Origin of the sequence: Streptomyces sp. NBC_01481, from assembly GCF_026339995.1 — a bacterium.
In the GTDB taxonomy this organism is placed as follows: domain Bacteria; phylum Actinomycetota; class Actinomycetes; order Streptomycetales; family Streptomycetaceae; genus Streptomyces.
Map to the genome: position 1 here is coordinate 675,743 of NZ_JAPEPT010000005.1, position 21,074 is coordinate 696,816.

A 21,074-nucleotide genomic window follows, 5' to 3' on the forward strand; every position below is an offset into this window, starting at 1 on the left:
CTTCTCCCTTCTCTCCGTGCTCTCCCTGCTCTCAGGCCTGTGGCGTCAGGTCCCCCACCCCGCCGCTGATCACCGCCGTCACGGGGATGCCGACCCGGTCGAGCAGACTCGCCGCGATGGTCGCCCGGCGGCCGCTCCCGCAGACCGTCCAGATCTCGCCGTCCCTCGGCATCTCACCGAGCCGCCGCGGCAGTTCGGCGAGGGGCACGGCGAGCGTGCCCGGGATTCCGCCCTCGGGGCGGTCCGGCCGTACGTCGAGCACCCGCCGTTCGGCGATGTGTCCCGCCAGTTCGGCCACATCCGCGGTACGGAAGGAGCGCACCGGGCGGCCGGCGGCCTGCCAGGCGTCCACGCCACCCGCCAGATATCCCGCGACGTTCTCGTATCCGATCCGCAGCAGCTGCATCATCGCCTCGTCGGCCGCCTCCTCCTCCGGCTCCGGCAGCACCAGCGCCAGGCGTGCGCCGAACGGAACGACCTCGCCGACCAGGCTCGCGAAGCGGTCGTCGAGCTCGTCGCAGAGGGACCCGGGCAGATGGGCCGCGGCGAAGCTTCTGCGGTCGCGGCCGTCGACGAGCTGCACACCGCCCCCGACCAGCCCCTCCACCATGCCCGGCGTGAGCGGCCGTAGCTCGGGCCGCCCACCGAGCACCTCGGGACCGGCCCGGTTGATCGGGGCCATATAGCGGTAGTACGCGGGATACGGCGGCAGCCCCGACAGCCGCTCGACGACGAACTTCTGCTCGTTCTGGATGGCCAGCGTCGGGTTGCTGCGCCGCTCGGCGCCCACGGTGGTCGTCCGGCTCCCGGACACCGGTCCGGCCGCGCAGGAGCTGCCCGCTCCGTGCGTCGGCAGCACGCGGGTGGCGTCCGGCAGCAGCGAAAGCCGCCTCAGCGAACGGAACTGCGCCCTGGCCAGCTCCTCCGTACGGTCGTCACCGGAGAGGTCGGTACGGCCCGCGCTGCCGACGAGCAGGCTGCCTCCGGTGAAGACGGCCGTCGGCGCCAGGCGAGGGTCGTCGAACACGAGGTACGAGGTGTGCTCCGCCGTGTGCCCGGGCGTCTCCATCGCCCGCACGGTCGCGCCACCGACGACGATCTCGTCGTCCTCGGCCAGCGGCAGATGATCAAACGCGTACGGCGCACGGGCGGGCCCCGCCACAGTGGCGCCGGTCGCCGCGCGGACCTCCAGCGCACCGGAGACGTAGTCGTTGTGCACGTGCGTCTCCAGGACGTACCGGATGCGCACCCCCCTGGACGTACAGGACTCCATCAGTCCCCAGCTGTCCCGCTGGGGGTCGACCAGCGCCGCCTCGTCGCCGCTGACGAGGAGATAGCTGCTGTCACCGAGCGACGCGGTGGTCATGATCTCGATAGCGCTCATACCGTCACCTCTGCTCACTGCCCGGGGGCGCTCATACGACGACCAGCTCGACGGATGCGACGGGGTTGCAGCCGTACCCGTGGGCGTTCCACGGCGCCCGGGACGGCTGGACGTGGCCGTGCTCGTCTGTTGCGCGGGCGAGCAGCCGGTACCGCCCGGGCCGCGCGGGCGTCCACGGGCAGGACCATTCCCTCCAGGCGTACGCCCCGGCCGGCGCTCCGAGCACGGCGTCCCGCCAGCCCCCGTCGGTGTATCCCTCTTCGTCCTCGTACGCGGCTCGCACCTGGACCCGCCGCACCGGCACCCCGCCGCCGGACCAGGCGCGGCCCCGTACGGCTGTCTCATGACCGCGGCGTACGGCCGAGTCGGGCTCGGGCGAGGTGATCAGCGACTTGACCCTCAGGGTGGTCACGGGCCCGTCGGGGGTGCCTCGCGACGCCACGTAGACGTACTCCTCGGCCTGGAAGACGCCGGTGAAGGGCTCCGTGACGGCCCGCGCCCCGACCAGCCACTTCACATCGGCGACCGCGTACCGGCCGGGGACCACCAGGCGCACCGGCGCCCCGTGCTCGGGCGCCAGCGGCTCGCCGTTCATGTGCGTGGCGAGGAGCGTGTCCGGGTGGAGGGCCACGGCGAGCGGGAGGCTGCGCTCGAAGGCGGTCCGGCGGCCGTGCACGGTGCCGGAGTCGGCTCCGGCGAAGACGACTTCGAGGGCCGTCGGCTGGATGCGCGCCCGGGCGGCGATGAGACGGAACGGCACGCCCGCGAAACGCGCGCAGCCGACCGCCCGTTGGCCCCAGGGCAGACCGGGCGGGCGGGGCATCATCAGGCTGCGGCCATTGCCCGCGCATTCCAGTACGACGTCGAGCTCCCGGCGCGGCATCGCCAGCAGCTCGTCGTAGCCGATGTCGAAGGGCGCGGCCACGGTGCCGCCGAGCCGCAGCCGCCACCGCCCGGGTGTCGTGCGCGGCACGCCGAAGTGATCGCGTACGAAGAAGGCACCGACGGGTGTGACCGGCTCGGCCAGCGCGGCCGAGGGCGTCTGCGCGTTGTACGGGTCAGCCGTCACCGTCTCGGGTGCCCAGGCCGTGGCGCCCGGCCCGCGGGGAATCGCCGATGCGGTCATTGGCAGCACCTTCCGTCGGGCTCTTGGGGAGCACGGCGAGGGTTGCTTCCAGTATCACGTCCGGGGGTCGACCCCGCTCGGGGTCCAGCGGGAGGACCGTCCGCCCTAGGAGAGAGGAGCATGCACGGCGACGACGTTCCCTTGCGCATCCACCGTGAGCGCGACCCGCTCGACCCTGTTCGTCGCGACGAGAACGACCCACACAATGCCCCACAGAAAACAGGTGACGAGGGTGAGGATGGCGTGCAGCACATGGTTCACCGGCTCACCGCGGACCAGAACCGCCTGAGTCTCGGAGCGGGACTCCACCCGCCATCCGCTCGCGATCCGCTGATTCACCGCCCAGTCGAGGATCAGACGCCGCCGCGCCTCATCGGGCACGCCGCCTTCGGACCCGAAGTAGCCGGGCGGCGGCTGGAGGGGCTCCCCCCACCCGGGTGACACCTTGCGGAGCTTCATGGACTCACCTCCACACGTGCGGGGCCATGAGTCCAGCGTGCGTCGCGTGGCCGGTCGCAGCACCCCGAAATATGCTGGCGAAGGCAGGGAAAGTCCTGGATGAGGGAGATACGCGCCATGGCAAAACGAGGCAATAAGCGCCGCGCCCGCAAGAAGAAGAAGGCCAACCACGGCAAGCGCCCCAACGCCTGAGCCGACAGTCACCGGCAGACCCCCGGGCAGCCGGGAGCGACCCAGTGGCCACTCCCGGCGCGGCGGTCACGCGGTCGGAACGTCCTCCACCCGCTCACCCTCGGCCTGCGACGGCTCGGTCCTTGGCACGTCCGGGTGCACTTCCACGGCACTGCGCTCGCCTGGTTCGTCACGCTCGCCCTCGGCCTGCGAGGGGGTGTGCGAGTACAGCCAGGTGTCGTAATCCGATTCCGAGGCTCCGGTTTTCATGACGGGCCTCCTTCACTCGCTCACCCCCATCCTCCACCTTCGCGCGTGGTTACGGCGAGGCGGACAGGAGCCGACCAGCGTTTTCTGACCTAGGGCTCAATGAATCTCAGCATGGGCGACTGATCGCCCCGCTACCCGCACGAGGGTGCGTAGTTTGGCTCGTGTCTCCGGGTCGGTCGAGTAGATGACTGTGCCCACCATGCCGCGTGTCAACAGCACTTTGTATGTGTTGCGGATCAGACGTGCCACATCGAGATGTGACGGGATCTTCTTGGTCAGTGCCGGATCTTTGGAAGCCGTGCGGTCTATGACCCATCGGCAGTCCCGCCACACCAGGTCGGGGCCGAGGATCACTCCGCTCCAGTCGTACTCGAAGCCCTGTGCCGTGTAGACGCAACCAATCTGGCCGAATCCGGCCGGGTCGGTAGCCCAAAGGGCCGAAGGTGGAGCACCCATCACGGATCGCTCGCCCTTGATGTTCCACGGTCGGGCCCAGTCGCCGATCCGTACGTCCGTCGGCAGCGGCTTTCCCTGCTTCGCTTCCGACCACTTCCAGCAGAAGCCCGCAGATATCCGGGCCCGATACCCCATTGACTGGCGTTCCTGCAGAACCGCCTCCAACTCCTGAGGTGATTCGACGATCTCCAGTTGCATCCGGCCATCCGGCTCCCACTCCACCGGGCCGCCGTCCTCAAGCCCCAGCAGGCGCAAGACCCACCGAAGGTAGGCGTCGCTGCCACCGCACCGGAACTGGCTGTCCAGCTCCACCACACGGCAGCCCAGGCCCTTGTCCGCCGCCGCAGCCTTGATGTCCTCCACGGTGCCCATCTCACCCGGGCGTACAACCTGGTGCTGGTCCAGAAGGAACACCGGCACCCGAGCGACATCGATCAGTTCCTCGATCTGCCGCTTCCCGGTGCGCTGTGTGGCCGGCGTGAAGCGACTTGCGGAGGTTTCGCGGATGCGGTGAGCCTCATCGCAGACCAGTACATCCAGACTGTTGCGCTTCGCTGTAACGAAGCTGTTGAAGTACTTGAAGAGCTCCCGCACCTCGGGCTTTCGGACGCCCGTGACCTTGCGCATGGTCTTGGTGAACGACTGTGAGCCGGTAGCGTGCAGAGCTGGGATACCACGCCGGTACAGGTCGCCCAGCAGGGACAGTGCAATGACGCTCTTGCCCGTTCCAGGGCCGCCGCTGACAACCACGACTTCCTTGTGGTTCGACTCGTGAGCCCGCTGGACGGCCTTCAGGACAATCTCGTACGCGACCCGCTGCTCATCGAGAAGTGTGAACTGTTCGCGCTCTCGAATCTCCTGAGCCGCAACACTCATCAACTGCTTCGAGGGCTGAACCTTTGCGGTGAGCAACTCGTCGGCCGCGTCAGCACCGGGTACGGGGGCCAGTTTCGCTTGTAGATACGCAAGGAACGCTCCCCGCCGGTCAGCGGTGAACATCCGCCCGCGCTCGGTCTGCTCGACCTCGTTCAGTCCGACGACGCCGAACTCTGTCGCGTTATGCAGATACGCAACACCTGAGATCTGCCTCGGGTTCCGTGCCAGAGCTCCGTTGAACGCGACCAGATAGTCGCAGTAGCCGCGTACCTGCTCAACGGGGTTCAGTCTGGGGTACCCATCGATGCGGCACAGAAGAGGCTCATCCTCGTCGGGGTGCGCCTCACTCCACTGCTTGAGCTCCACAACCACGTACGACGGTTTCTGCGTCCGGGGATGGACGCCGGCCAGTACCGCATCAGCACGCTTGCTGGTTAGCGGCAGCCCGTACTCAAGGAGTACTTCGACCTGATCGAGCCCGGCATCGAGCAACGCGTCGGTCAGTGCCGGGATGCTGCGCTCCCACGAACGCACCTCGGAGGGGCCTGGCCTGTACCCATGAGCGCGGACGAACTGTTCGGTCAGATGCAGAGCCAGCGATCCCTCGAGGTGGCGGGCGGCAACCGCAGCGGCGGAGTCGCGGAACAGCAAGGAATGCCCCCAGGCAGCACGAAGCAGCGCGTGCGGGTGGGGGCATGTCCTGAAACGGAAGCCCGGCGGGCCGCATTGACGATTCCTCAGATGCTATCGAAGGGGAACCGTCGCCCTCTGGCGGGATCACGACATCACTGTTTGAGGATCTTCCGCATCGGCCTCGGCAGCGGATGGGTTACCGAGTTGATGACATACCCGCGCAGGGCGTCTCGCGTGTCCTTGTCCGTCGCGTAGAGAACGACGCCCATGATGCCGCGGGTCAGCAGCACGTGATACGCATTGCGAATGCATCGCACGATGTCGGCCTGATCGATGCTCTTCTTGCGAAGCTCCGGATCACAGGTTGCGGGCCGCTGCACGGTGAACCTGTCGTCCTCCCAGACCAGATCAGGGCCGATGATCACACCTACCCAGTCGAACTCGAAGGTCTGGGCTGTGTAAACGCAACCGATCTGGCCGGTGCCCCGGGGATCCGTGGCCCAGAAGTCGGCGTCCGGTGCGTCGGGTACCGCGTATCCGGCCTTGACGTTCCACGGGCGTTGCCAGCCTTCAATGTCCACGTCCTGGACCAGATTGCCCTCATCGTCCGGAGCGCTCCAGGGCCAGCAGAAGCCTGCCACCATGCGCGTGCTGGCGCCCTCCAGCCTGCGCTCCTCGAGGAAGGACTCCATCTCTTGCGGCGACTCCGCCAGCTGGACCTGCATGCGCCCATCGGGCACCCAAGCCTGAGGCGTGTGCGTATCGACGCTCAGCAGCTTGAGCACCCAGTCACGGAAGTAGGCGCTTCCCTGAGCACGGAACATTCCGCCGAGGTCGATGACGGTGTACTTGTGGCCGAGCGCCTCCGCCCGCTTCGCGAGGTGCTCGGCAGTTCCGACTTCTTCAGGCCGCAGCGACTGCCAGTCGTCGAGCAGAAAGACGGGAACCCGCGCGGCCTCGATGATCTCGTCAGCCTGCGGACGCGGATTCTCCCGTTCCTCCTTCGGTGTGTACCGGTCGATGGAGTGGCGGCGAATGCGGTGCGCTTCGTCGCAGATCACCACGTCGCAACTGTCCGGTGGCAGCTTCTTCAGCTGGTTGAAATACGTGAACAGCCTGGTTGCTTCCTTGTCGAGCTTGCCCTTCTGGCCACGTGGCGCGTCGCGCGCGTAAGTCTCGCGCAGGGTCAGAGTGAGCGCTTTCGCCCCTGAAGCATGAATGACGTCCCAGCCGGCCAGCTCGAGCGTGCGTCGCAGCTCCAGAGCGATGGCACTCTTGCCGCTGCCCGGCCCGCCACGGACGATGATGACTTCCTTGGAACCGCCGTCCCGGACACGCTGCACCGCCTCGTGGACGTCCTGGTGCGCCATCTCCTGCTCATCGAGAAGGTGGAAACGCTCGGGCTTCCCCATCCGCGCCGTCAGGTTCACATCCGTGATCTTGGGTGGCTCGTACTCTGCGGAATCGATGAGCGCCTGTGCCGCTTCTCCGCCGGGCTTCGGCGCCAGACGGGCACCAAGCAGCTTCCGGAAGGGCTCGAGCCGGTCCATGGTGTACAGCCTGCCGTGGTCGCTCGCTGGAAGCTCGAAGAGTTCGTGTACGTCCTCGTCGTGCGCGTTGTGCATGAGGACAGCCCCGACGACCCGCTCCGGCCTTCCGCGCAGGACAGCCTTGCTCTCCATCAAGTACTGGCAGTACTTCTGAACCTGCCGGACCGGATGCAGTTTCCACTTCTCGTACCCGAGGTCGACGGCCACCGAGCGTTCCGGGTGTACCGAGGCGGTGCGCTGCTGCTTCAGTTCGACCAGTACGTACGAGGGCTCGCCGCTTCCGGGATGCACGCCGGCCAGCAGCACATCCACATCCGCATCGGTGTGCGGCAGGCCGAACTCGATGATTACCTCGACCTGGCCGAGCCCACGGTCGCCGAGTGCGGTGATCACGACGGGCAGGCTGTTCTCCCACGCCTCGACCCAGGAAGCCGCAGGTTCCTTCTTCTGCTTGTGGCCTTGCTTGTACGCCTGGATCAGGCGTTCGGTCAGCGGGCGATGAACCATCCCCGGTTGCCGCCTGATCTCTTCGACCAGCGCGGACACAGACTCCCGGAGCAGATACGACGGCAAGAACTTCCCCCATGGCACGCGAAATCTCGTGCGGGTGGAGGCATGTCCGGGAAGCGGAAGCCTGGCGGGCCGCGACAACAAGCGAACGCTAGCGCGAACTCGAGGCGAGGGAGTGGGAATGCGCCAAGGAATCCGCGCAGGCATTCCAGGACATGGAGGATTCTCTGCACGGTAAGGTCGACCAGGGATTTTGCACTCGGAGCAGGCGATGGACACCGCGGAGGTCGGACCGTGACGGCAGCAGGAACGTCCTCGGCCCCCAAGCCCGGACCGCCGCCCAGGCCCGAGAACCAGTGGAACCAGGAGCGCCCCTCCCCATACGCCTGGGAGCAAGACGCCCTCGACCACATCCGCCGTCTGATGCCGCCCGCCGAGCCCTACCGTGCCTGGGCGACCTTCTCCTTCACCGCGCAGTCCGGCCGAATCAACGAGTGCGACCTCCTGATCGCGGTACCCGCAGGGCTCTACCTCGTCGAGATCAAGAGCCACCCGGGCAGGCTGGAGAACTCCGGATCGACCTGGAATTTCCACGGCCCCGACCGGACGCGAACCATCAGCAACCCGCTGCACTTCAACGACGCCAAGGCGAAGGATCTCAAGAGCCAGCTCCAGTGGGCTGCCCGCAAGCTGCGCCTGAACGACCGCGCACTGCCCCGCATCGAACCGGCCGTCTTCCTCTCGGCGACGGACCTGGAGAGTCACCTCGACGACATTCAGCGGGTCCGTGTCTTCGGCCGGGACGACGGTGCGAGCGGACTGGCGCGTATCTGGCAGGACTTCCTGGGGCTCCCTCCGGACCGGCCGGAGCGCCGGATTACCCCCGAGTTCTCCCGTAACCAGCTGCCGAAGCTACTCAAGGCCATAGGTATCGGACAGTCGACGGCCCATCTGAAGTTCGGCGACGCCTGGCGGATGCAGGCACATCCACTGGACGCCGGTCAGTCCTGGGAGGACCGGCTGGCCAAGCGGGTCGATGGACTGGTCCACGAGGAGGGCCGGGTACGCATCTACCTGGTCGGTCAGCAGGCCACCGACGCCGCAAAGAAGCAGACCGGGCGCGCAGCCCAGCGCGAGTACCAGGTACTGCAAGGCATTACCCACCGCGGAATCGCCGCCGCTGTCGAGATCCGCGAACACGAAGCGGGCCCGGCAATCCTGTTCCGCCACCGCGAAACGGATCTGCGGCTCGACCAGTACCTGGCCACCCACGGTGGCCGTCTCACTCCCGAGATGCGCCTCGATCTGGTGCGCCAGCTCGCCGAAGCCGTCCGATACGCCCACAATCGCTCGCTCTTCCATCGCGCCCTCGCCGCCCGTTCCGTCTACGTGTCGGCCCGCCCGGACGGCTCCCGTCCGGAACTGCGCATCACCGACTGGCAGACGGCGGCCCGCGACTTCGACACGAACGCGACTTTGCTGCGCTCCCTCGGCAACGCGACTCTCGACACCGGCCTCATCGAGGACGCCGCTCAGGTCTACCTCGCCCCCGAGACAGAGCAGCCCTACGCGGATCCGGTCGACCTCGACGTCTTCGGCCTGGGCGCGGTCTCCTATCTGATCCTCACCGGGCAGCCCCCGGCCGCCCAGCGCAGCGCCCTGCGCGAGCGCCTCCGCACCGATTCCGGCCTGCGCCTATTCGCGGTCGTCGACGGGGTTTCCGAGGAACTCGACAAGCTGATCCACCAGGCCACCCGTCCCGAACCCGACGACCGCCTCGGCACCGTCGACCGGTTCATCGACCTCCTGGACCGGGCCGAGGAGGAGAACGCGGCCCCCGAGCCGGCATCCGTCAGCGAGCTCGATCCGCTGTCCGCCCTCCCCGGTCAGTCCCTCGACGGCGAATGGTCCGTACGACGGGTCCTGGGTACCGGCGCCACTGCCCGCGCTCTGCTGGTCGAGCGCATGGTCGAGGACGAGGACGGCGATTCGCACACCGAGGAACGGGTCTTCAAGGTCGCCCTCGACCAGGAGAAGGCGGAGCGGCTGCGCGCCGAGGCCCAAGCTCTGGAACAGGTCGGCGGCGGCACTGTCGTGCAGCTCAAGGGCGGCCCTCGCGAGGTGGCGGGACGCACCCTGCTCGAGCTGGAGTACGCGGGCGAGCGCACCCTTGGCGCCCGGCTGCGCGGCGAGGGCAAGCTCTCCTACCACGAGCTGGAGCGGTACGGTAGCGATCTGTTCAACGCGCTCGACCAGCTTGCGGCCAAGGGCGTGCGCCATCGCGACCTCAAGCCGGACAACCTCGGCCTGTACAAGCGCAGCGACCGTATCTGGCAGCTGATGCTCTTCGACTTTTCGCTCGCCGACGCCTCCGACCGGGACATCAAGGCCGGCACCCGCGGCTACCTCGATCCCTTCCTGGGCTCGGTCCGCCGCGCGCACTACGACGACCACGCCGAACGCTATGCCGCCGCCGTCACCCTGCACGAGATGGCCAGCGGCGAGCGCCCTCTGTGGGGTGGCGGCCAGTCCGATCCGGTCGCCAGCGAGCAGGCCAAGCTGTCCGTTGCCACGGAGCTGTTCGAACCCGCACTGAGCGATGGACTGACAGCCTTCTTCGAGCGCGCACTTCACGAGGACACCGAGCGCCGCTTCGACACTCTGCGCCAGATGCGCGATGCCTGGTACGAGATCTTCCGGGCCGCTGACGCCGGCAAGCCCGCCACCACCCCCGCCACGGTCGACACCGTTTCCGAGTCGGTGGACGACACCCGCGACGCGGCCGCCGAAGTCGCCGACCTGGACACCTCGCTCGACGCCGCCGGCCTCTCTCCGCGTGCCATCTCGGTCGCCAACGGCCTCGGCGCCACCACAGTCGGTGGCCTGCTCGAGATCCAGCCGTACATCATCTCCAAGGCGAGGGGCGCGGGCGCCCTCGTGCGCAAGGAGCTCAACCGGCGCCGCAAGCAGTGGGCCGCGGCGCTCAAGCGTCCCGCCGCACCGGCCCCCCAGCGAGTGCAGCCCGATTCGGAGACGCCGACGGCGGACTCGGGCGGGGTCCTAGCGATCGACGAAATGGCCGCGCTGCTGGACCCTGCCTCCGGACGCAAGGGATCACACCGTACCGATGTGGTCCGGTTGACCCTGGGCCTGCCGCCGGAGGACGGAGGGCTCTCACCGCTCGGCCCCTGGCCGGTGCAGAAGCGTGTCGCCCAGCGGATCGGCATCCAGCAGCCACCGGTCTCCCGCCACCACCGCACCGCCATCAAGGAATGGCACGAGACCGACTGGCTCACGACCGTACGGCAGACCCTCGTCGACATCGTCGAAGCCGCGGGCCGTGTGATGACCGCCCGGGAACTCGCCGTTGAGCTGCGGATACGGCACGGCGCCGGCAACGACTCCGAGGAGCGTGTCCTCGCCAAGGCACTCGCCGTAGTACGGGCCGCGATCGAGGCGGAGACCTGGGCGAGCGAGACCGAGGGCGAGGAACAGCACGAACCGCGCCTCGCCTGGCACCGCCGGGAAGATGCCGTCCTGATTGCCGCGGAGTCGCTGCCCGGCACCGCCGATCCCACCCCGCGTGAACTGGCCGACTACGCCGCGGCTTTGGGCAAGCAGGCGGAGCGTCTGGCCTATGAGGAGCCTCTTCCGGGCAGGGCCGCTGTCGTACGCGAACTGCGCACCGTCCCGGCCCCGGACGGCCTTGCCCCTTTGGCCGACACCCGCCTGGTCGCGCTCGCGGCCTCGGTCGCGCCGACAGCCGAGGCGAGCCCGCGACTGGAGCTGTATCCCAGTGACCTGACCCTGGACCGGGCGCTGCGTATCTCGCAGGCAGGCGCCGGGGTGCGCCGGGAGCACGGCATCACCCCCCGGGAACTGAACAATCGCCTCCGCGCACGCTTCCCGGATCTCGCCTTGCTGGCGGGAGGCGCGGAGCCTACGCATGTCGAGCTGGAGGAGGCGCTGCGAGAGGCCCGCTTCACGCTCGAATTCGACGAGAAGCAGGGTAAGTTCCTCCCACCCGCGGTGGAAGCCGCGGCCTCCTGGACCTCGACCGGCGACGGCACCAGCTTCATGGCGCCGCCCCCGGGTACTCGCCCCGCTGCCCAGGACCCGCACTCCACCATCAAGGCAAGGCTCGACGCCTCCGTCCGGCGCGGCGGCTTCCTGGCCCTGACCGTTCGCGGCACGCGACTGCCGGGCGTGGCAGAGACGGTCGCCGCGGCGTATCCGGTCACCCGCGTGGACTTGAACAGCGAATTCCTTGCCGAATTCCGGGCGTTGGCCGAAGAGAAGAACCAGCCGTGGGACAAGGTGCTCGGCGTCGACGCGCGCTACTCCGCGAGCGGCCAGATTTCCAAGGGGCTCGCCACGTACGTACGAACCGTCTGGGGCCGCGTCGAGTCCCGCCTCCTGGCGCGCGCTTCTGCTCCGCGTACGGTCCTCTTCCTTTATGACGCGGGCCTGGTCGCCCGCTACTGGGACGAGGGCGGGAGGGACCTTCTGGTGAAACTCCAGGGTGCTGCTCGCCGCCCTGCAGATGCCCCGCACGGCCTGTGGCTACTGAGCCCGGTGGAGACCCGGAGTCAGCTCCCGCACCTGGATGGGAGGACTGTTGAGTGCATCGGGGGTGACGGCGAGCGCACGCACCTGGATACCTTGTTCCTGGACGTGCTCCGCGGTGGCGAGGCTGGGGCATCGCAGTAGGCTGCGGTCGGTTCCTCGGTCAACTCTTGGCGACGGAGAGCAGACGACTCCACGTTGTGCCGTAGAGGCGCTTGTTGAGAAATGTAGCGACGCGATCGAGGCGCTTCTGGAGCAGATACGCGTCACGCAGCCGATCATCGAAGTGGTACATGGTGCGCGTGAGCTCCCAGTCGAGCTTCAGGGCCGTTGCTACTGAACTCTCCGTCTCTGTCAACTCCACTTGCCGGGATAGGCGGATGACCTTTTCCTTGAGTTCGCGCGATATGTTATCGGGCTGGAGTGGGTAGTGCATCCCGATTTCGCGGGTCCAGTGAGACATTGGGTTGTCCAGCGTGGACATTCTGAAAGATGACCAGACAGGGCTGAGGATTCTGTGGGCGACAGGAGAGAGTCCCTTGTCTCGAATAGTTTCCATGTGTTCGGTCACTCGTGTTCCAGCTGCTTCAAGTCGTCTGGCTGCAGCGCCGCCGAGCCTGTCATTTATCTGATTCGGCCAGAAATGCTTCTGGTTCGGGCCGTCGTGTGGAGTCCAGGTCCATGTCGACTGCGTTGAGTCGGATGCAAGGCGCCTGAAATATTCATGGCGGCTGGATTCCATGATGTCCACCCAATCCGCATAGGCCATGCGGAACTCTCCGAGGAGTCCGTTGAGCTCCGTGAGCAGCTTATTTGTCTCCTTCGCTGCCTCATCGCGGGCGCGAATGCGATCCAGGAGGGGCGAGGGGCTGGCTACGACGACGAGGCCGACCAGCGCAAGACTCAGAGGGAGGAAGGCCTTCTGTTCGACCAGTCCAGACACGAAAGTGATGAACTTGTCCCAATCGGCGCGAGGCGAACGATCCCATGCGTAGGCGTACAGCGGCAGCAGTGAGAGCGTTGCCGAGTAGCGCGGACGAGCCAAGGTCAACAGGGTACTCAGTAGCCGTTCAAAGGAGACGTCTATCAGATGTTCAGCACCTGCAAGGCGCCGCAGGGATTCCACCTTCGTGAAGGCAATTAGACGCCGGGCTCGCAGATAATGGAAGGCATTGCGCGGCGTCCTGCTTTCCGGTGCAAACAGGTTGAGAGGAAAGGTCTTGCGCCAGTTGACGTCGCTCGTGTCGAGGCCGAGCTGCTCGGCATGCTTGCGATCACGGTCGACTGTGTGGCTTCGCGCGGGTAGTTGTGAGGCATACCCCCAGGCTTTGACTGCAGCTGCTCGCATGAGTCCGAGCATCAAAGAAATGATGACGATCGATGCCCCAAGCTGCAGGCCGGCGCTCAACCACTTTGTGCTGACGCCGCTTTCGATCAGGTCGTAGATCGGAGTGAAGATGAGCCCCACGTCGTCTCCCCGTCGCGTCCAAAGGACCCTGGATGCTCTCGTCCAGGACGGTGCCCCAGCAAGCGGATTGAGCATGATCTGAGACTTGGCTCAGGGCCGGGCGGACCTATTTGTGCCCGTGAGGGGTGAAGGCCCGGCCGGGCTGGCAGGATTGAGGGTCGAGCCGTCGGGTTCGTGGCGGATGGCGCTGCGGTGCGGAGGGATACGAAGAGTGACGACAGTCGCGGGTGCGGGCGTGGACAGGGCTGGGCTGCTCAAGGATCTGAAGAAGCAGGTCACCGCCCTGGAGAATGACCTGCGGGAGCGCAGCGAGTCCGTCGAGGAGTTTCGCACTCGACTGGAGGTCGAGTACGCCCGAGCCCGGGAGAGCAAGCGGACCGCGGCGACGTACGGGGCGTGGCGCGACGAGCGCGTTATCCAGGCCGCGGCGGCGTGGGTGCTGGGGTGCGTCTTCGTGCGGTTCTGCGAGGACAACGGGCTCATCGAGTGGCCGTTCCTGGCGGGGCCGGGGGAGCGGCTGCGGGATGCGGAGGAGCGGCACGAGGCGTTCTTCCGAGAGAAGCCGCACCTCAACAACCGGGACTGGCTGGTCGAGGCCTTCCAGCACCTGGCGGACGCGAATGAAACGGCTGCGGGGCTCTTCGCCCGTGCCCACAATCCGCTGTGGGAGCTGACGCCCAGCTACGAGGCGGCGAGTGAGCTGTTGGCGTTCTGGCGGCGGCGGGGTGCGGACGGCGAGATCCTCTACGACTTCACGGACGCGGAGTGGGACACCAGGTTCCTCGGCGACCTGTACCAGGACCTGAGCGAGCACGCGCGGAAGACGTATGCGCTGCTGCAGACGCCAGAGTTCGTGGAGGAGTTCATCCTTGATTTGACGCTGGAGCCAGCGATCGAGGAGTTCGGGTTGCACCCGGAGGGCGGGTTGCGGACGATCGACCCGGCGTGCGGATCTGGGCACTTCTTGCTGGGGATCTTCGCGAGGCTGGTGGAGAAGTGGCGGGTGGCTGAGCCGGGGACGGATGACTGGGTGATCGTCCGGCGGGCGCTGGACGCGGTGCACGGGTGCGATAAGAACCCATTCGCGGCGTCAATTGCGCGCTTCCGGCTGCTTGTTGCAGCGATGCGGTCTGCGGGGGCGGGGCGGCTGGCGGAGGCGCCGTCGTTCCCGATCAATGTGGCGGTGGGGGACTCGCTGTTGCACGGACGAGGCGCAGCGGGAATCCAGACCGACCTGGACACGCTGTTCGCGGAGGAGGGGGACAGGGACGGGGAGACTTTCCAGTACGCGACAGAGGATGTAGGGGAGTTCGCGGCACGGGTGAATTTGCTCGGGCGGGGATCGTATCACGTGGTTGTTGGGAATCCGCCCTATATTACGGTGAAGGATAAGCGGGAGAGCGATAACTATCGAGCCGCGTATTCTGCCTGCGCTAGCCAGTATGCTCTCTCGGTTCCTTTCGCTCAGCGGATTTTTGAGCTAGCCATTAGGGGGGCAGGGGATGCGCAGAGGGGTGGTTTCACTGGACAAATTACCGCCAACTCCTTCATGAAGCGTGAATTCGGCAAGAAGCTTATCGAAGAATATCTTCCAGCGCTTGACGTCACCTCTGTTATCGATTCGTCGGTAGCGGATATTCCTGGGCATAGTACGCCGACAGTGATTCTGATCGGGAGGAATCGATTCAGTCGGCCCGATGCACCCGTGAGGGCTGTACTTGGTATTCGCGGAGTTCCCGCTCAAGACGGCGATCCGGCGGGTGGCTTGGCGTGGGTGGATATTGAGGCTGGTATTAGTCGGCCAGGTATTGAATCTGACTGGGTTAGTGTCCATGACTTGGAGCGTTCGAGCTTCGGGAGTCATCCGTGGTCGCTCAGTGGTGGGGGTGTTAGTGAGGTATTTTCCTTCCTTTCGGAGGCATCTTCATCGAAGCTCGGGGACAGAGTCCGTTTGATTGGGCGAACAGCCCATACCGGAAGTGACGATTCATACTTTGCAGGCGTCGGGGACTGGAAGCGGTCTGGCGTACCTCGCCACCACGTTGTGCCTCTGGTGGAAGGCCAGGTGATCCGAGACTGGAAACTGAGAGCGTCCACTGAGGCCCTCTTCCCGTACAGTGACCGGCTGGTCGCAGACGACGGAGACATCGCCGTTGCTCGTTCGCTCTGGCGGCATCGCTCTCTCTTGCGTGAACGCCGTGAGCCTGGTGGAACCCATGAGGAGATTGGCCTTACGTGGTTCGAGTGGAGTCGCTGGCATCCTGAGAGGTACTCCATCCCGCTCGGAATTGCCTTCTCCTTCGTTGCGACACATAATCACTTCGTGTTGGATCGAGGGGGAAAGGTCTTTAAACAGTCCGCGCCTGTAATTAAACTTCCGGAAGGGGCGAGCGAGGACTCGCACCTTGAGCTCCTTGGGCTGCTAAATTCCTCCGTGACGTGCTTTTGGCTCAAGCAAGTGAGTCACAGTAAGGGGAATGTGACGGCGGCTAGTGGAATGCCGGATCAACCTTGGTCGTGGAATTGGGAATTTACAGGAACGAAGCTCCGGGAGCTTCCACTCCCGAGTGAAATTCCCGCACTCGGCCGCGCTATTGATGCTCTCGCTCAGGAGCTTAGTCAGTGCGATCCGCATGCTGTCTGCGTGCACAGTTCCGTGCCAACACGTCGCGAAATTGATGCTGCACGGGAAGTCTACTTGCGGACAGCTGGGAAAATGATTGCCCTGCAGGAGGAGCTGGATTGGCAAGTTTACGCCTCCTACGGCTTTTTCGGTGCGGATGAGGCTGAGACGCTTGTGAATTTCGATCTCAGTTCACTTCCGGAAATTAATCCTGGAGAGCGGGCATTTGAAATCCTCCTAGCTCGTTCTGTTGCCGCTCGTGGGGTGCGCACTCGGTGGTTCAGTCACCATGGACATACGCCCGTAACCGCAGTCCCCAGTGGCTGGCCGGATGGCTACAAGTCGGTCGTTCAGGCCCGAATCGATGCCATCGAGCGCCGCAAGGACATCGCTCTCGTCGAGCGCCCCGAATACAAGCGGCGCTGGGCGTCCGAGTCGTGGGAGAAGAAGGAGAAGACGGCGCTGCGGATCTGGCTGCTTAATCGGATCGAGGACCCTAGTATTTGGTACGGACTCCGAGATGGCGTCAAGCAGCCACAGGCACTGACTGCCAGCCAGCTTGCCGACGCCCTGCGCGGTGACGCCGACTTCAATTCCGTTGCGCAGCTCTATGCAGCCGACCACATGGGAAAGCCTGATCTGCCACTTGCTGATGTGCTGGTCGAGATCGTCGCTGACGAGCACGTCCCATACCTAGGAGCTATGCGGTACAAGGACATGGGTCTGCGCAACCGTGAGCAGTGGGAGGAAGTTTGGGAAAAGCAGCGGGAAGAGGATCGTAGTGGGAGGCATCTGAACATTGGTGTGCCCCCAAAGTATAAATCGACGGACTTTCAGAAGGCTTCTTACTGGTCGCATCGCGGGAAGCTTGACGTGCCCAAGGAGCGGTTTATCTCCTACCTGGAGGCGAGCCCCGATGCGGACTCGACCATCCTTCTCGGCTGGGCTGGCTGGGACCACAAGGATCAGGCGCAGGCCCTGTTCAACCTGGTCGACGACCGTACGAAGCAGGCTGGTTGGGGCACGGACCGTATCAAGCCGCTGCTGGCCGGGCTGCTGGAGATCATGCCGTGGGTGCGGCAGTGGCATGGTGAGTACGACGAGGAGTGGGAAGGCGTGCCAGCCGACGAGTACCAGGCGTACTTCGAGGAGCTGTGCGCCAAGCACCAGGTGAGCGAGGCGGACTTGCGGGCTTGGCGGCCGGAGAAGAAGACGCGGGGCCGGAAGGCGGCCGCGCCGAAGAAGGGAGCGGCTGAGCAGGCGGCGCTCGACGCGGAGTAACGGAGGTGGTTGCGGCCCCGACCGGATCGGAGCCGCCACCTTGCCTCAGGCGCGCTCGGCTGCGTATGCGATGAAGGCGGTCCATTCCGTCGAGCCGAAGGCGAGCTGCGGACCCTGTCGGTCCTTCGAGTCCCGTACGCGCACCGTGCCTGGGGAGGAAGCGACCTCGAGGCAATCAGGGCCTTCGCTGGTGCTGTAACTGCTTTTGAACCACTCCAGTTCGGCGGCACTGTCGGCAGAGGGCTCGGTGGTCATGTCTCTCCCCACACTTTCTCGAGGAACGCCAGTGACTCCCGTGGCGTGAGAGCCTGCGCCCGGATGATCCCATAAAGGGCTTCCAAGCGGCGGACATCATTCCGGTCGGCGATCACGCGGCTGAACTGCTGGATCTCCACGTGACCCACTTTCGTTCCGTTCTGGGGATCGATCAGTCGGAACGAGCCACCCAGGCCAGCATGGTCCTCGCGCCTAGTTGGCATCACCTGGATCTCGACATTTCACAACTGCCCGACCTCCAATAGTCGTTCGAGCTGTCCGCGCAGCACCACTGTGCCACCGACCGAGCGTCGCAGCGCCGCCTCTTCCTGCACAAAGCTCAAAAACGGCGCTAGTGCTGTGACCGCACAGGTTCACCGGGTTGCTCGGAAGCTGCGATGGCAGAGCCGGTCAAGGTCCGGAGAGGACCGACCAGGAGGGCCGGCAGTTACAACGCATCGTGCGCCGGGACAGCACGAGCCCGGTCCGCCACCGGCGGGCGATGATGCTGCTGGCCTCGGCCGGCGGACCGCGTGCTGGTGATCGCTCAGCTGGTCCAGGCCGACCAGGACACCGTCCGTGATGTGATCCACAAAAAGAAGGCCATCCGCTGGGGCGGCGGGCCCCTGTTCGCTGCCGCCTGACGGCTTGCTTGGCCGTGGCGCCTTCAGGTGCCGGGGACTGTCTCGCGGAGGAACTGCGTCAGCAGGTCGGCGACTGCGCCGGGCCGTTCCAGGCCCGGCAGGTGGCCGGCCCACGGCAGTTCCAGGTGGCGGGCGCCGGGGATCCGCTCCGGCAGACGGGCGGCGATCTCGCGGAAGTCCGCCAGGTCGTGCGCGCCCGACACGGCCAAACAGGGTGCCTTGATCTGCGAGAGGTCGACCTGCGCCTCGGCCGGAGTGAACTCCTCCTTTGCCGCTGACTGCACCTCGAACGCGTGCCGCTGCATCCGGCGGACCCGCTCCCGGGTCTCGTCACCGGCCTCCGGACCCAGCCACGTCTCCACGTTCAGCTCGACGGCCCCCGCGAGGTCGCCGGCCTCGAACAGCGCGTCCTCCCGTTCGGCGAAGGACCGCAGCGCTGGACCGGGCACATGCCCGGGCATCGCGGAGCCGAGCAGCACCAGGGCCGTGACCGCGTGCGGACGGGTAGCAGCCACCTCCAGGGCTACCTGTCCGCCGTACGAGGCCCCGACCAGTGCGGCTTGCTCGATGCCCAGGTGCTCCAGGAGGTCCGTGACGTCTCCGGCGTCGCCGTACGGGCGGTCCGCCACCGGGGAGTCGCCGAACCCCCGGAAGTCGCACCGGACCACCCGGTACCCGGCGTCGACCAGCACCGGCCATTGCGGGTCCCACATGCGCCGGTCACACACCGAGGAATGCAGCAGCACCAGGGCAGGACCGTCCCCTGACACGTCGTGAGAAAGAGTCATCCGGCGGACGGTAACGGACACCACGTCCCGAGGACACCGCATTTTGGCGCCGACCCGCGACGCAAGCCCTCTGGGGTCGTGAACCCGGCAAACCTTCCCGGTCACAGCACTAGCCGACGATCGAAGATCACTTGCCTGGCCATGCGCGCGGCCACGTTCCGCTCGATGGTGTCCTCGTCCAGCGTTGGCCGGTGCATTCGGTACAGGGCCCTGGCGTAGTCCTCGGTCTGCAAGAGCCCGTGGGCGACGGTGCTTGCGTACGCGCCCAACTCCACGGCGTCCGCCTCCAACCTCGCCAGATCCCGGACCTTCTTCGGGTACCGAGCCCGCTCCACGTCCTCCTTGAACGCCGCCAGAATCCCGCCCGCCCCCAACACCTCGTCCGCCGTGTCCAGAAACTCCGGCTTCGGAGCCCGCCGCCCCCGCTCGACCGACGAGACCTGCTCCTCCCCGTACCCGATCGCCTGGCCCAACTCGGCCTGTTTCAGCCCGGCACGCTCCCGCCACAGCTTGAGCTGTTTGCCGACGGTCTTGAGGACGTCCGAGGAGCCCTCCTCCCAGTCCTGCTCTTCCGTTCCGCTCCCCGACTGCCCTGCCCCGGTCGTCATTGCCCTGCCACCTCCGACGTGCTCCGTACCCAACGGCGTCCGCGTGCTCTGTGACACGCCCGGCGACCCGGACAGGCTGTCACCGTGCCCGGACAGATCACGCTCCGTACCGACGTCGCTCCTGTTCAGAGTAGAGTCGCTCGACCACGCTCTGTTACGTGAATGCTGAAATCGCCACCCCCACCCGTGAGTTCACCCAGCGACTCTCCGCCACCCGACGAGGCGCGAGGCTCGCCCGTCGCCTCGCTGTCCAGCAGCTCGATGCCTGGGGAATCCCCTACGGCTGTGAGCCCTCCGACGCCGTCGCCACGGTCGTGGCCGAACTCGCCGCCAACGCGGCCACGCACGGCCGCGTGCCCGGCCGGGACTTCGAGCTGCGGCTCATGCTCGGCGGCGCGCAGGTCATCCGGATCGAAGTCACCGACACCCGGACAGAGAAGCAGCCGCCCTCCCGGGGCGAGGTCGCGGCCCCGCCCGGCGACGCCGAAGCGGGCCGCGGGCTGATGCTCGTCGAGGCGCTCACGCTCGCGTGGGGTGTGGCCGGGCGGCCGGTCGGCAAGACAGTCTGGGCCGAGGTGCTCGTGGCCGGGGCGGAGCAGGTCTGATGCACGGATGCACTGCCAGGAGTAGGGTTAGTCCAGTACTTAGTCCACCCGTCGATCCGCCCTGTGAGGCAGCCGTGGAAGAAGCTCGGCAGTACAACGTGCACGAGGCCAAGACCCACTTCTCCCGCATCCTGGAACAGGTGGCCACCGGCGAGGAGGTGGTGATCAGCAAGGCGGGGGAGCCGGTCGCCAAGGTCGTGCCGCTGCGGCCCAAGGTGAAGCGGACGGGGCGTGGCTCGCTCAAGGGGCAGATCCATATCCCCGAGGACTTCGATGAGCTGCCCGACGACATCGCCGATGCTTTTGGGATGCGCTGATGCGACTTCTGCTCGATACCCACGTGGTCCTCTGGTGGCTCGACGACTCCCCAGAGCTCTCCGGGGAGATCAAGGACCTGCTGGACACCGAGCCCGGGGTGTACGTCAGCGCGGTCACTCCGTGGGAGATCGCGATCAAGCAGTCCCTCGGAAAGCTCGAGGGGCCGGCAGATCTGGCAGAACGGGTGCGGGACAGCCAGTTCACCTCGCTGCCGATCACCGCGGGGCACGGAGTGCGGGCGGGCAGGCTGCCTGCCCATCACCGGGATCCGTTCGACCGGATACTGGTTGCCCAGGCCCAGACCGAAGGTATGACCCTCATCACGCGTGACAAGTGGATTCCGCAGTACGACGTCCAGGTCATGGCCGTCTGAGAGGGCCGACATGGTACCGATGCCAGTGACGCGAGGGGTGTATCCAGGCATGCGAGGGGCGGCGCGGCGGTATCCCTGATAGACCACAGAGCCTGTGCACCGGCCGGGGA

At 66.4% G+C, this 21,074-nt stretch carries 14 protein-coding genes and 3 pseudogenes; 6 read left to right on the forward strand and 11 right to left on the reverse strand.

From position 1 onward, the window contains the following. Positions 1-31 precede the first annotated feature (31 nt). From OOK40_RS29125 to OOK40_RS29150, 6 genes are all read right to left on the reverse strand, one after another. Positions 32-1,384, reverse strand: a complete 1,353-nt coding sequence (locus OOK40_RS29125; protein ID WP_266487392.1) for a rhodanese-like domain-containing protein — start codon at positions 1,382-1,384, stop codon at positions 32-34. A gap of 31 nt (positions 1,385-1,415) precedes the next feature. After that, the gene (locus tag OOK40_RS29130) at positions 1,416-2,510 is read right to left on the reverse strand and encodes a sulfite oxidase (RefSeq protein WP_266487393.1); all 1,095 of its coding nucleotides are present in this window, start codon (positions 2,508-2,510) and stop codon (positions 1,416-1,418) included. Positions 2,511-2,615: 105 nt separating this feature from the next. Continuing rightward, complete coding sequence (locus OOK40_RS29135; protein ID WP_266487394.1) at positions 2,616-2,969, reverse strand: hypothetical protein; 354 nt, start codon at positions 2,967-2,969, stop codon at positions 2,616-2,618. A 258-nt stretch (positions 2,970-3,227) separates the two neighbouring features. Continuing rightward, the gene (locus tag OOK40_RS29140; protein ID WP_266487395.1) at positions 3,228-3,410 is read right to left on the reverse strand and encodes a hypothetical protein; all 183 of its coding nucleotides are present in this window, start codon (positions 3,408-3,410) and stop codon (positions 3,228-3,230) included. A 96-nt stretch (positions 3,411-3,506) separates the two neighbouring features. After that, positions 3,507-5,393, reverse strand: a complete 1,887-nt coding sequence (locus OOK40_RS29145; RefSeq protein WP_266487397.1) for a DUF2075 domain-containing protein — start codon at positions 5,391-5,393, stop codon at positions 3,507-3,509. Between the two features lie 134 nt (positions 5,394-5,527). Continuing rightward, on the reverse strand, positions 5,528-7,471 hold the full coding sequence (locus OOK40_RS29150; RefSeq protein ID WP_266487399.1) for a DUF2075 domain-containing protein: 1,944 nt from the start codon (positions 7,469-7,471) through the stop codon (positions 5,528-5,530). A gap of 258 nt (positions 7,472-7,729) precedes the next feature. Between OOK40_RS29150 and pglW the strand changes: the two genes are divergently transcribed. After that, positions 7,730-12,145 carry a BREX system serine/threonine kinase PglW gene (gene pglW, locus OOK40_RS29155; RefSeq protein ID WP_266487400.1) on the forward strand — a complete coding sequence of 1,472 codons (4,416 nt, stop codon included), beginning with the start codon at positions 7,730-7,732 and terminating at the stop codon, positions 12,143-12,145. A gap of 19 nt (positions 12,146-12,164) precedes the next feature. On the opposite strand, the gene OOK40_RS29160 is transcribed toward pglW, so the two are convergent. Beyond that, positions 12,165-13,469 carry a hypothetical protein gene (locus tag OOK40_RS29160; protein ID WP_266487402.1) on the reverse strand — a complete coding sequence of 435 codons (1,305 nt, stop codon included), beginning with the start codon at positions 13,467-13,469 and terminating at the stop codon, positions 12,165-12,167. A gap of 211 nt (positions 13,470-13,680) precedes the next feature. Between OOK40_RS29160 and pglX the strand changes: the two genes are divergently transcribed. Continuing rightward, positions 13,681-17,373 (forward strand): BREX-2 system adenine-specific DNA-methyltransferase PglX, encoded by a 3,693-nt coding sequence (gene pglX, locus OOK40_RS29165; protein WP_266487403.1) that lies wholly within the window; start codon positions 13,681-13,683, stop codon positions 17,371-17,373. Positions 17,374-17,418: 45 nt separating this feature from the next. Here pglX and OOK40_RS29170 read toward each other — a convergent pair whose 3' ends face one another. Both OOK40_RS29170 and OOK40_RS29175 read right to left on the reverse strand, forming a co-directional pair. After that, entirely contained in the window at positions 17,419-17,628 is a 210-nt protein-coding gene (locus OOK40_RS29170; protein WP_266487404.1) for a DUF397 domain-containing protein, read from the reverse strand. Continuing rightward, a pseudogene (locus OOK40_RS29175) lies at positions 17,625-17,972 on the reverse strand (DUF5753 domain-containing protein). Before OOK40_RS29175 ends, OOK40_RS29170 begins: the two are co-directional and overlap by 4 nt. A 54-nt stretch (positions 17,973-18,026) precedes the next feature. Here OOK40_RS29175 and OOK40_RS29180 point away from each other — a divergent pair. Then, positions 18,027-18,224 (forward strand): annotated as a pseudogene (locus tag OOK40_RS29180) (IS630 family transposase); the annotation flags it as partial. Between the two features lie 71 nt (positions 18,225-18,295). Here OOK40_RS29180 and OOK40_RS29185 read toward each other — a convergent pair. Both OOK40_RS29185 and OOK40_RS29190 read right to left on the reverse strand, forming a co-directional pair. After that, complete coding sequence (locus OOK40_RS29185) at positions 18,296-19,060, reverse strand: alpha/beta fold hydrolase (protein WP_266477192.1); 765 nt, start codon at positions 19,058-19,060, stop codon at positions 18,296-18,298. Between the two features lie 116 nt (positions 19,061-19,176). After that, positions 19,177-19,668 (reverse strand): annotated as a pseudogene (locus OOK40_RS29190) (Scr1 family TA system antitoxin-like transcriptional regulator); the annotation flags it as partial. A 158-nt stretch (positions 19,669-19,826) separates the two neighbouring features. Between OOK40_RS29190 and OOK40_RS29195 the strand changes: the two are divergent. The 3 genes from OOK40_RS29195 (at position 19,827) to OOK40_RS29205 (ending at position 20,964) form a co-directional block, all read left to right on the forward strand. Then, a complete protein-coding gene (locus OOK40_RS29195; RefSeq protein ID WP_266487405.1) occupies positions 19,827-20,273 on the forward strand; it encodes an ATP-binding protein in 447 nt (148 codons plus the stop codon). Positions 20,274-20,347: 74 nt separating this feature from the next. Continuing rightward, positions 20,348-20,590, forward strand: a complete 243-nt coding sequence (locus tag OOK40_RS29200) for a type II toxin-antitoxin system Phd/YefM family antitoxin (RefSeq protein ID WP_266487406.1) — start codon at positions 20,348-20,350, stop codon at positions 20,588-20,590. Continuing rightward, on the forward strand, positions 20,590-20,964 hold the full coding sequence (locus tag OOK40_RS29205) for a type II toxin-antitoxin system VapC family toxin (protein ID WP_266487407.1): 375 nt from the start codon (positions 20,590-20,592) through the stop codon (positions 20,962-20,964). The genes OOK40_RS29200 and OOK40_RS29205 overlap by 1 nt, the downstream gene beginning before the upstream one ends. Positions 20,965-21,074: the final 110 nt, after the last annotated feature.